We start from the raw sequence: 11,715 nt of genomic DNA on the forward strand, positions 1-11,715 counted from the left end.
CCCGGCAGCGTGGACGTGGGGAGCACGCGGTGGTGCTGCGCTACAGTCCGGGCACCCAAAACCATCTCGCGCGATGAGTGCGTTGGGAGTATGTGCGGTGAACGCAGGTCAGTACACGAGTTTCGGCGCGACGCCACCCCACGGTGGCGGCCCGAACACCCTGGACGCGACGATCGTGCTGCCCTGCTTCAACGAGCAGGAGCACGTGCTGGACGAGATCAAGCGGATCACCGGTGCGATGGACGCCAGCGGCATGTCCTACGAGCTGCTCGTCATCGACGACAAGTCGACCGACGACACGCTGTCGGTGCTCGAGGAGGCGCTGCCGCAGTTCCCGAAGATGCGGCTGATGCCCTTCCGCCGCAACGGCGGCTCCGGGACCGCGCGCCGGATCGGCACCCGCGAGGCCTACGGCCGGATCGTGGTCTGGACCGACGCGGACATGACGTACCCGAACGAGCGAATCCCGGAGTTCATCCAGCACCTGAACGACCACCCCGACGTCGACCAGGTCGTCGGCGCGCGGACCTCGGAGCAGGGCACGCACAAGCTGCTGCGGGTGCCGGCCAAGTGGGCCATCCGCAAGATCGCCGAGATGCTGGCCGGCACGAAGATCCCCGACCTGAACTCCGGGCTGCGCGCGTTCCGGCGGGAGGTCTCGCTGCCCTACCTGCGGCTGCTGCCCCCCGGGTTCTCCTGCGTCACGACGATCACCATGTCGTTCCTGTCCAACCAGCACCCGGTGGACTACCTGGCGATCGACTACGCCAAGCGGGCCGGGGTGTCGAAGTTCCACTTCGTGAAGGACGCCTACCGCTACATCCTGCAGGTGCTGCGGATGGTCATGTACTTCAACCCGATCAAGGTGTTGATGCCGCTCGCGCTCACGCTGTTCGTGCTCGGCGCGGGCAAGGGCATCGTGGACATCATCCGCTACGACTTCCGGGTGACCAGCAACGCGATGCTGGCCATGGTCACCGCGCTGATCATCGGGTCGATGGCGCTGCTCGCGGACCTGATCGTGCGGTCGAGGGACGACCGCTAGCCGGCGTCAGTGCAGGCCGCGTCTGCCCGGCGTCCAGAAGGGCTTGACGGTGATCGCCCGGCGGGGCCAGCCGCGCTCCCGGACGAGGTGGTCGCGCACCTGCTGGCAGGTGCGGGCCTCGCCGGCGACGTAGGCCGCGCCGGGCTCGTCGGGCAGGTCCAGCGCGGCGACGGCGGCGAGCAGCGTCGGCGAGCGGTACGCGGGTTCACCGTGCCGGTACACCCGGCGTAGCCCCGGTCGGCCGGGGATGTGCAGGTCTTCGCCGGCACTCTCGCTCTCCAGCACGCCCAGCACCCGCTCGGTGGCACCCAGGGCGCCGAGCATGGGGCCGAACGCGGCCGTGGCGGTCTCGTCGCCGATGAACAGGTGGTAGGGCGCCGAGCGGGTGGCGAAGTCGCCCTGCGGGCCCCAGAAGGTCACCGGATCGCCTGCGGTGACCGCGCGGGCCCAGCGCAGGCCGATGCCCTCCTCGGCGGCGCGGTAGAGGTGGACCCGCAGCTCGATGGCCGACTCGGCGGCGGTGTGGTCCCAGATCGTGTAGCTGCGCAGGGTGTCGATCGGGTGCAGGATCCCCTGGAGTGACAGCGGGTCGGTGAGCTGGATCCGCACGTGCTGCCCGGGGATGTGGGGCGTCGTCCACGGCGTGTCCGCGACGATCCGGATCCGGCGCATCGTCGGCGTGACCTGTTCGGCCACCGCGACTGTCCCCCGCGTGACGTACTTGGCGAACGCCCTGGTCAGCGGTTTGGCCAACGGGGTCATGCGCACTCCTCCTTGTTGTTATTGACTGATAACAAGGAAGGTTAGTAATCGACTGATAACATGTCAACCGGAGGACGGGAGGCCCGATGAGCAGGACCAGGCTGACCGCGGCCGAACGCAGCGAGCAACTGGTGGCCGCGGCCATCACGGCCTTCTCCGCCAACGGCTACGCCGGCACCACGACCGACGACATCGCGCGGCTGGCCGACATCACCCAGCCCTACGTCATCCGGCTGTTCGGCTCCAAGCAGCGGCTGTTCATCGCCGGCATCGAACGCGCGGCCGACCGGATCGAGCAGACCTTCCGCGAGGCCGGCACCGAACTGTCCGACCTCGCCCTGGCCTACGACCGGCTGCTGGCCGAACGAGAACTGCTCGCGATGATGCTGCACGCCTACGCGGCCAGCGGTGAGCAGGCCATCGGCGACGTCGTGCGCGCGCGCTTCGGCCGGATCTATCAGCTGGTCAGGGAACTCACCGGAGCGGCACCCGAACAGGTCCGCGAGTTCCTCGGCACCGGCATGCTGCTCACCGTGCTCTCCTCGCTGCGGGTCGTCGGGCCAAGCCCGGTGGCACCCGACCCGTGGATGACCGAGATCGTCGACTCGATCCCCAACTTCACCAACAACTACCCCGCCGACTGAGGCGTCGGCGGGGTAGTTGTCAGTGCTCGGTCGTCGCTGCTCAGTCGTCCAGGTCGTAGAGCCGGCGCCAGTTCTCCCGGCTGGTCAGCTGGGGCGCGGCGGCGCGGTACTCCTCGCGCAGCCGGGGCAGCTCGTTGATCAGCCGGCGCACGACCCTGGCCGTCTGCTTGGCCAGCTTGATGGTCAGGTCCCGGTCGCGGCGGCGCACCCGGACCCCGCCCTGGGAGCCGTCGGTCACCACCGCGGTCTCGAACTGGGAGACGTGCCACCAGGTCGAGTCGGGCTTGGAGACCGCGCCGATGGGGTGCACCGTCCGGTCCATCGCCAGGTAGGCCAGGCGCTTGAGCAGCGTGAGGCGGTGGCTGCTCGGCTTGGGGCCGGCCTGGATCTGCTTGATGTCCCCGGTGTTGAGGCCGGGCACGTCGGAGGCCTTGTGCATGATCGTGTCCGGGTAGTCGGCGCGCAGGGCGAGGACCTGCTTGGCCGCGCTCGCGCCACCGTCGGCCAGGAAGTCCGGGCCCTCGAGGAAGTCCTCCGCGGCCTTGATCAGCGTCGCCGCCAGGCCGTACTGCATGGAGAGCAGGTAGCGGGAGATCCGCGAGGTCAGCACCCGCGCGGTCTGCTTGGGGTCGATCTCGGCGTGCAGCGTGCTGACGATCATGGCGTTACGGACGGCGAAGTACTCGTTCCACTTGTCGACGTCCTTCCAGTCGAAGTCGGCGTGCCACAGGCCGGCGCCGGGCAGGGTGACCGTCGGGAAGCCCTTGGCCCGCGCGCGGTAGCCGTACTCCACGTCGTCCCACTGGAAGAACAGCGGCATCGGCAGCCCGATCGCGGCCACGACCTCGGCCGGGATCAGGCAGGACCACCACGCGTTGTAGTCGGCGTCCACCCGCCGGTCGCCGCGGGTGACCTTGCTGGTGTGCGTCTTGTCCTCGTCGCCGTCCTCCTCGAGCAGGTCGACGTCGTCCAGGGCGTTGCGCACGACCTTGCCCGGGATCAGCTGGGCGAAGTCGGCGTACTCCGCGCCGGCGAGCAGCCGGGTCGGGTGCAGCAGCTTGAGCATCTGGCCGCCGACGATCGTCGGCGCCGGCGTCCGGTTGGCGAACGCGGTCAGCCGGACCGCGATCTCCGGCTCGCAGAGCACGTCGTCGTCCATGAACAGCAGGTTGGCGTGCTCGGCGCCGCCGGCACCGGTCACCTCGTACATGCCACGGCCGAAGCCGCCCGCGCCGCCGAGGTTGGGCTGGCGCAGGTAGCGCAGCCGGCCGGCGAGCGCCTGCTGGATCTCCGGGAACGCCGGGCGGGACTCCACCGTGTCGGTGCCCTGGTCGACCACGTAGATCGCGTCCAGCACGTCCAGGGACTCCTGGTCGCGGCCGAGCGACTGGAGGGTCTTGGTGCAGTCGTCCGCGCGGTTGAACGTGCAGATGACCACGGCCGTCGGGCGCACCCGCTTCGGCGGGGCGACCGTCCAGCGCAGCCGCTCGACCACCAGCTCCTCGGTGGTCGTGGTGAACTGCACCCACAGGAAGCCGCCGTCGACGAACTTGTCCAGCTCGGCGGTCACGGTGATGACCTGGTCACCGCGCAGGCCGGTCAGGTCCTGGGCGGCGACCGTGCGGATCTCGCCCTGGATGTCCGACGCGATCACCGCGAGCCGGCCGGAGCCGGTGGCGGTGACCTCGATGTCCACCGTGTCCACCACGGTCCAGCGCTGCCAGTAGCTGGCCGGGAAGCGCCCGAAGTAGGTGTCGGTGGTGACCTCAGAGCCGGGCGCCACCACCAGCCGCTGCCGTTCCCGGACCGCGTTGCCGTGCACGACCTGGGCGTACAGGTCCTCCGGGCACACCGGGTCCGGCCCGAGGAACAGCCCGCGCTGGGCCACCAGACGGCCGTTCGGCGCGTGCTCGACGAGAGCCGCGTCCGGGGCGGAAACGGGCTCGACGGGAGCCGTATCGCTGGAGATCGGGGTGCTGCCGAGCATTCGAGTTCAGTCCTCCAGAGGGCTTAGTCGATCACGATGCCCATCGACACTTCTGGTCAGTGAGCCTACCTGCGAGCCGACTTGTGATTACTGTTAGGTCACGATAATCGCGCTTTCGGGGGACACTCAGGACACCGCGAACGAGGTCCAGCCACTCGTTCCGACCACGTCGGCGCCGGTCAGCTCGGGCAGCTGGGCCGGCTCGGCCAGCCAGCCGGGCGGGTTGTCGCCCCCACCGAGCTGCCCGAAACCGTTGTGCCCCCAGGCGTACACGGTGCCGTCGGCGCGCACCGCCAGCGCGTGGTTGGTGCCGCCCGCGATGTCGGTGACGTCGGTGAGCCCGATCACCGGACCGGGTGACGGCTGGACACAGTTCTGCTCGTCGGGAGAGCCACAGTTGCTGCCCACGGTGCCGTTGCCGAGCTGGGCGGCGCCGTTGAAGCCCCACGACAGCACCGTGCCGTCGGTCCTGCGCGCGTAGGTGGCGGCGGCCGAGCCGGCGGCGATCTCCGCGACGTCGGTCAGCCCGGGGATCTGCGTCGGCGCGAGCGCGAGGCAGTTCGGCGTCTCGACGCCGCAGTCCGCGCCGCCTGCCGTGCCGATGCCCAGCTGACCGGCGCCGTTGTAGCCCCAGGCCCACACCGTGCCGTCGCTCTTCACCGCGAACGTGGCGTTCCAGGTGGCGCTGATCGACACCACGTCGGTCAGGCCGGGGATCTGGACCGGGGTCAACGCCCGGCAGCCGGCGCCGACCGGCGCCTGGTCACAGCCGGTGCCGTAGGAGCCGTTGCCGAAGGAGCCGGCGTTGGCGCCCCACACCCACACGGTGCCGTCGGTCTTGCGCGCGTAGCCGGTGTGGTTGCCGGCGGCGACCTGCGCGACGCCCGAGGACAGGCCGGCGACCGCCACCGGCGCGCGCCGCTCGGTCATCGTGCCGTCGCCGAGCGCGCCGTGGAAGTTGTCGCCCCACGCCCACGCCTTGCCCTGGGCGTCGACCGCGTAGTTCACCGTGCGGCCGACCGCCAGCTGGGTGATGGTCGGCAGGTTGCTCACCTGGACCGGCACGGTCGACATGCCGTAGGGCTTGCCGGTGCCCAGGCCGGCGAAGTCGTCGAGGCCCCAGGAGAACACCGCGCCGTCGGCGCGCAGCGCGTAGGCGTTGTAGTAGCCGCCGGCCACTGAGGTGATCCCGGACAGGCCGTCGATCCGGCCAGGGGTGAACGACCGGCCGCCGGTGGTGCCGACGCCGAGCAGGCCCCACTCGTTGTCGCCCCAGCTGTGCAGGCAGTCGGCGGTGCAGGCGTCCGGCGGCGGGGCGAAGTAGCCGGCGACGTCCATCAGGAAGTCCACGTTGCCGGCCTGGTTGAACACGTCGACCCGTCGGCCGCTGCCGAGCTCGACGGTCACCAGGTTGGCCGAGGTCTGGCCGGCGACCAGGTTCAGGTTGGACGCGGTCGGCACGGTCCCGCCGGTCGGGAACGCGGTCAGGTAGGTGCCAGACGATGGCGCGTTGGTGCCGGTCAGGTTGAACACGACCGTGCTCGCCGTCGGCGGCAGCTCGGGCGCCAGGTCGACCGTGCCGACCCAGCCGCCCGGGAGCGGGTCACCGCTGCGCGTGTCGATCACCCGCATCGGGGTCACCTGGTAGAAGGCGTGGCCACGGTCGGTGGCGTAGTAGCCGGCGAGGTCGGCGATCAGGTGCGCGTTGCCGGAGTTGTTGTACAGCGTCACGCTGCGGTTGGTGCCCAGCGCGACGGTGACCAGGTTCGGCGTGGTCGTGTTGCGCGCCAGGTTGAGCGTGGAGGCGTTGGGCCTGGCCTGGCCGGTCGGCCACGCGGTGACGAAGGTGGCGGCGGTCGCGGCGGTGCCGGTCAGGTTGAACGTGACCGCGGTGGCCGAGGCCGGCACCCTGCTGGACAGGTTGATCGTGCGGCTGGTGCCGGGGCCGAGCGCGCCGCCGGAGCTACGCGTGTCCAGCACCCTGGTCGGCGTCGTCGAGGTGAACCGCGAGCCGGTGTCCGGCGCGTAGTAGCCGGCGAGGTCGGCGAGCACGTGCGTGTCGCCGAAGTTGTTGTAGACCGCGAGGTCGCCGTCCACGGCCACGGTCACCGCGTTCGCCCGGATCTCCCCCGACGCCAGGTTGACGTTCGACACGGCGGGTTGTGCCTGGTTGGCCGGCCACACGGTGAGGAAGGTGGCCGCGCTCGGCGTGACGCCGGTGACGTTGAGGACCACCGCGGTCGCGTTGGCCGGCACCTGGGAGCCGAGCGCGAACACGGCCTGTTCCCTGGTGCCCAACGGGCCGGCCGGCACGCCGATCCCGCCTCGGGTGTCCAGCACCCGGACCGGGGTGACCGGCGTGAACGACGATCCCGCGGAGGTGGCCGCCGCCTGCGCGCCGGTGGTGGCGAGGGGCTTGCGCGGTTGCCGGGGGGACTGCTCCCGGACGGCGTACTCCTCGTCGGCGGCCAGCAGCGCGTCGGTCTTGCTCTGGTGCGGGAGTGTGGCGGACGCCGAGTCCAGCTCGACCACTTGAGGCGGCGCCGGGTCGGCCGTCGCCGGCCCGGTCACGGCCAGCGCCGCGGCCAGCGTGGTGACGAGCACGACCGATCTGCGAAGCGGCACGGCGCCGTCCTTTCCTCGTCGTCTCTGTTGGGGATCTGCCTACCAGGTCATGGGTTGGGCACCAACGCACCACCCGAGGTGACCGCCGCGGCCCTGGTCAGGCCGGTCACCCGGACCGGCACCGGTGAGACGCAGCCGGCCGGATCGTCACAGACGGTGCCGTCGCCGAGCTCGTCGTTGGTGTTCTCGCCCCAGGCCGACACCGTGCCGTCGGCGCGCAGCGCGTAGCCGGCACCCGACCCGCCCGCGATGCCGGTGACGTCGGTGAGACCGGCGACCTGGACCGGCACCCTGGACCGGCAGCCGGTGCCGTCCTGGCAGTCGGCGCCGTTGCCCAGCGCGCCGCGCTCGTTGCCGCCCCAGGCCCAGACCGTGCCGTCCGCGCGCAGCGCGTAGCCGGTGGTGCCGGCCGAGGTGGCGATCGCGGTCACCCCGGTCAGGCCGGTGACCTGGACCGGGATGACCGAGCGGCAGCCGGTGCCGCTCGGCTCGCAGTCGGCGCCGTCGCCAAGCTCGCCCGACCAGTTGGCGCCCCAGGCCCAGACCGTGCCGTCCGCGCGCAGGGCGTACCCGCCGCCGTTGCCGCCGGCGATCGCGGTGACCTCGGTGAGGCCGGCGACCTGGACCGGGGTCTGGCTGTACTCGGCCAGCGAGGCGTTGCCCAGCGCGCCGTCGAGGTTGCTGCCCCAGGCCAGCACGGTGCCGTCGGCGCGCAGCGCGTAGCTGGTGGCCTCGCCGGCCGCCACCGAGGTGACCCCGGTCAGCCCGGACACCCGCACCGGCACGTCCGACCGGACCGGCCCGCCGTCACCGAGACCGCCCTCGGCGTTCATGCCCCACGCCCACACCGTGCCGTCCGCCCGACCGGCCACCGCGTGGTAGCGGCCGGCGGCGATCGAGGTGACCTCGGTCAGCCCGGGCACCGGCGCCGGCACCGCCGACCAGCCGACCGCGCTCCAGCCGCCGCCGAGCTGACCTAAGGGCGCCTGGCCCCAGGCCAGCACGGTGCCGTCGGCGCGCAGCGCGTAGCGGACCGCGCCGCGGCCGCCGGCCAGCGCGGTCACCCCGGACAGCCCGACCACCTGCGCGGCGCTGGCCGACGACGACGCCCGGTCACCGGTGCCCAGCGCCCAGGACTCGTTGCCGCCCCAGGTGTAGGCGCAGTCCAGCGTGCAGCCGGCGGTCGGTGTGACGAACACGCCGGCCAGGTCGGCGACCACGTGCACCCCGCCGCGGAAGTTGTAGGCGACCACCGGTGACATCGTGGACAGCGCGACCGAGGTCAGGTTCGCCGCGGTCTCGCCGGGCACCAGGTTCAACGTGGACACCGCGCCGTCCGGCCGGCCGTCGGCCGCCCACACCGCGACGTAGGTGGCCGCGGTCGGCGCCACGCCGGTGACGTTGAGCAGGGCGGCGGTCGCGTTCGCCGGCGCGCCGAGGTTCACCGGCAGCCGCTGCGCGGGTCCGAGCTGGCCGGCGCTGTTGCGGGTGTCGAGTACCCGGACCGGGGCGTTCGGCACGAACGTCGCGCCGAACTCGGGGGTGTAGAAGCCGGTCAGGTCGACCAGCACGTCCACGGTGCCGGCCAGGTTGTACAGGCTGATCCGCCGGTCGGCGCCGATGGCGACGGTCGCCAGGTTCGGCCGGGTGCCGCCGGCGTTGAGGTTCAGGTTCGACGCCGTCGGCCGGGGCCGGTCGGTCGGCCACGCGGTGAGGAAGGTGGCCGCGGTCGCGCCGACGCCGGTGAGGTTGAGCGTGACCGAGGTGGCCGAGCTGGGCACCTTGCCGGTCAGGTCGACGACCTGGCTGGCGCCGGGGCCGAGCGCGGGCGGCGGGTCGGCGCGGGTGTCGAGCACCCTGGTCGCCGACAGCGGCGTGTACTTCGACCCGGCGCCCGGCGCGTAGTAGCCGGCCAGGTCGGCGAGCAGGTGCACGCTGCCGAGGTGGTTGTAGAGCGTCACGCCGCGGTTGGCGCCGAGCGCGACGGTGGTCAGCACCGGGCGGGTGTCGCGCGCGACCAGGTTCAGGTTCGAGGCCACCGGGCGGGGCGCGCCCGCCGGGTAGGCGGTCACGAAGGTCGGCGCGGTGGCCGCGGTGCCGGTCAGGTTCAGCACCACCGCGGTCGCGCCCGCCGGCACCCTGGCCGACAGGTTCAGCGCGATGGTGCGCCCGGCGCCGACCGGGCCGGGGCCGGTACGGGTGTCGAGCACCCGCACGGGGGTCAGCGGGGTGAACGCCGACCCGGTCTCGGCGGCCACCGGCATCGGCGCGGGCTGGTCGGCCCGCTCGGCGCCCGCGACCAGGCCGGCGACCATGGCCAGCACGCCGAGCACCACCAGGTTCCGGCGCATCGCTACCTCCCCGCCTGGGGAACGAGGGCGCCGCCACCGCCGAGCTCACTGGCCGCGCCGAGGTCCGGCACCTGGACGGGCACCGTCGAGTAGCCGCTGGTCGTGCCGTTGGCGAGGTCGCCGTCCCGGTTGCCGCCCCAGGTCCAGACCCGGCCGTCCGCGCCGAGCGCCCGCCCGCCGAGCGTGGTCAGCTCGACGTCGACGATCCCGGTGAGGTTCGCGACCGGGACCGGGTCCTCGGCGAAGCACTCGGGCGCGGTGTCCTGCGGCGCGCAGTCGTCGCCGGTGCCCAGCTCGCCCTCGCGGTTGGTGCCCCAGCCGACGACCGTGCCGTCCGCGCGCACCGCGAAACCCCGGCCCCAGAGGTCGACACTGACGGCGACCGCGTCCGGCACCCTGGTGAACCGGACCGGGACGCGGGAGAGGTCGACGTCGCTGCCGTCGCCGAGTTCGCCGTGCTCGTTGCTGCCCCACGCCCACACCGTGCCGTCGGCGGTGTGCGCGTAGGTGGTGAACGGGCCGGCGTCGACGGCGGTGACGCCGGTCAGCTCGCCGACCCGCACCGGGGTGGGTGACTCGGTCACCGTGCTGCCGTCGCCGAGCAGACCGCCGCCGTTGAAGCCCCAGGCCAGCAGCGTGCCGTCAGCGCGGATGGCGTAGCCGACGTTGGTGGTGGCCGCGATCGCGGTGATCTCGCTCAGGCTGGCGACCAGGACCGGTGGCGCGGTCGGGTCGGTGCCGCCGCCGGTGCCGAGGATGCCCGACTGGTTGGCGCCCCAGGCCCAGACGGTGCCGTCGGCACGCAGCGCGAGCCCCGCGCCGCCCGCGGACGCCACCTGGGTGACCCCCGACAGGCCCCGGACCTGGACCGGCGTGGTCACCGGCAGCTGCGCGGAGGTCCAGCCGTTGCCGAGCTCGGCGTGGTAGTTGAACCCCCAGCCCCAGACCGTGCCGTCGGCGCGCACCGCGTAGCCGTCGTCGACATCCACGACGTCGGTCAGCCCGACGAGCCGAGGACTCGAGGCGGCCGGCGCGGTCCAGCCGGTGCCCAGGACGCCGCCGTCGCGACCCCACGCGGCCACACAGCCCACCGCGCAGTCCACCGGCGGCACCCGGAAGTAGCCGGCGAGATCGGCGGCCACATGCACCTGGCCGGCGTGGTTGTAGAACCCCGAGCGGTGGCCGGCCGGGGTGCCGGCGAGCGGGACCACCGCGTGGCTGGCCGCGGTCTGGCCGGCGGTCAGGTTCAGGTTCGAGGTGCCGGGCGGCGGCAGGGTCAGCGAGGACCATGCGCTGACGAACGTGCTCGCGGTCGGCGCGATGCCGGTCAGGTTCAGCGCGGCGGCGACCGCGTCGGCCGGCAGCGGCTCGCCGGGGGCGAACCCGTCGCTGTGTCCCGGGCCGACCGGACCCGCCTGGCCGAAGTCGGTGCCCACGCCGGTGCGGGTGTCGAACACGCGGGTGGGGGCGACCGGCACGAAGGTGGCGCCGAACTCCGGGGTGTAGAAGCCGGCGAGGTCGACCAGCACGTCGAGGTCGCCGGCCAGGTTGTAGACCGCGACGCCGCGGTTCGCGCCGATGGCGACGGTGGCCTGGTTCGGGGTGGTCGCGCCCCGGCGCAGGTTCACCGTGGAGGCCGTCGGGCGCTCGCTGCCGGCCGAGTAGGCGGTCAGGAAGGTGTCGGCGGTGCCCCTGGTTCCGGTCACGGTCAGCACGACGGCGTTGGCGGTCGCGGGCACCTTGCCGGTCAGGTCGACGGTGGTGGTGGCGTTGGGGCCGAGGTGGGTGTTGGTCACCCGCACCGGCTCCAGCGGGGTGTAGCGGGAGCCGGCGCCGGTGGCGTAGTAGCCGGCGAGGTCGGCGACCAGGTGGGTGTTGCCGGCGTGGTTGTAGAGGGTGACCGCCCGGGTGTCGGTGACCCGCACGGTCACCAGGTTCGCCCGGATCTCACCACTGACCAGGTTCAGGTTCGACGTGGCCGGGCGCGCCTCACCGGTCGGGTAGGCGGTCACGAAGGTCGCCGCCGTCGGCGACACCCCGGTCACGTTCAGCACGACCGCCGTCGTGCCGGCCGGGACGTGGGCAGCCAGGTTGATGCCGACCGTGCGGCCGGGGCCGACGGACACGGGGCTGTCCCGGGTGTCCAGCACCCGCACCGGCGTCCGTGGCGTGTACGTCGACTCGTCGGCGGCGGCAGCCGCGGGCGCGGCGGCCGCCGGTACGACCGTGGCCAACCCGGCGGTGAGCGCGAGCGACAGCGCGGCGGACAGCAGTGATCTCAACCGGACCTCCGGGGACAGG

At 72.8% G+C, this 11,715-nt stretch carries 7 protein-coding genes; 2 read left to right on the plus strand and 5 right to left on the minus strand.

What is annotated here, in order from left to right:
- The first annotated feature begins 97 nt into the window (after positions 1–97).
- Positions 98–1,045 (plus strand): glycosyltransferase family 2 protein, encoded by a 948-nt coding sequence (locus ACYVIP_RS00905; protein ID WP_460390884.1) that lies wholly within the window; start codon positions 98–100, stop codon positions 1,043–1,045.
- Between the two features lie 6 nt (positions 1,046–1,051).
- On the opposite strand, the gene ACYVIP_RS00910 is transcribed toward ACYVIP_RS00905, so the two are convergent.
- On the minus strand, positions 1,052–1,807 hold the full coding sequence (locus ACYVIP_RS00910; protein WP_460390886.1) for a siderophore-interacting protein: 756 nt from the start codon (positions 1,805–1,807) through the stop codon (positions 1,052–1,054).
- A gap of 86 nt (positions 1,808–1,893) precedes the next feature.
- Between ACYVIP_RS00910 and ACYVIP_RS00915 the strand changes: the two genes are divergently transcribed.
- The gene (locus ACYVIP_RS00915; protein WP_460390888.1) at positions 1,894–2,451 is read left to right on the plus strand and encodes a TetR/AcrR family transcriptional regulator; all 558 of its coding nucleotides are present in this window, start codon (positions 1,894–1,896) and stop codon (positions 2,449–2,451) included.
- 40 nt (positions 2,452–2,491) lie between these two features.
- On the opposite strand, the gene ACYVIP_RS00920 is transcribed toward ACYVIP_RS00915, so the two are convergent.
- The 4 genes from ACYVIP_RS00920 to ACYVIP_RS00935 form a co-directional block, all read right to left on the minus strand.
- The gene (locus ACYVIP_RS00920) at positions 2,492–4,438 is read right to left on the minus strand and encodes a glycosyltransferase (RefSeq protein WP_460390890.1); all 1,947 of its coding nucleotides are present in this window, start codon (positions 4,436–4,438) and stop codon (positions 2,492–2,494) included.
- A gap of 126 nt (positions 4,439–4,564) precedes the next feature.
- Positions 4,565–7,063 (minus strand): RCC1 domain-containing protein, encoded by a 2,499-nt coding sequence (locus tag ACYVIP_RS00925; RefSeq protein ID WP_460390892.1) that lies wholly within the window; start codon positions 7,061–7,063, stop codon positions 4,565–4,567.
- Positions 7,064–7,110: 47 nt separating this feature from the next.
- Positions 7,111–9,414, minus strand: coding sequence for an RCC1 domain-containing protein (locus ACYVIP_RS00930; RefSeq protein WP_460390894.1), 2,304 nt, complete (start codon positions 9,412–9,414; stop codon positions 7,111–7,113).
- Positions 9,415–9,416: 2 nt separating this feature from the next.
- On the minus strand, positions 9,417–11,696 hold the full coding sequence (locus tag ACYVIP_RS00935; protein WP_460390896.1) for an RCC1 domain-containing protein: 2,280 nt from the start codon (positions 11,694–11,696) through the stop codon (positions 9,417–9,419).
- Positions 11,697–11,715 lie beyond the last annotated feature (19 nt).

The organism is Actinophytocola sediminis (assembly GCF_054779715.1).

Coding starts and splice junctions, on each gene's coding strand:
- ACYVIP_RS00930 (WP_460390894.1), bottom strand. CDS start 9,414: ATGCGCCGGAACCTGGTGGTGCTCGGCGTGCTGGCCATGGTCGCCGGC.
- ACYVIP_RS00920 (WP_460390890.1), bottom strand. CDS start 4,438: ATGCTCGGCAGCACCCCGATCTCCAGCGATACGGCTCCCGTCGAGCCC.
- ACYVIP_RS00915 (WP_460390888.1), top strand. CDS start 1,894: ATGAGCAGGACCAGGCTGACCGCGGCCGAACGCAGCGAGCAACTGGTG.
- ACYVIP_RS00910 (WP_460390886.1), bottom strand. CDS start 1,807: ATGACCCCGTTGGCCAAACCGCTGACCAGGGCGTTCGCCAAGTACGTC.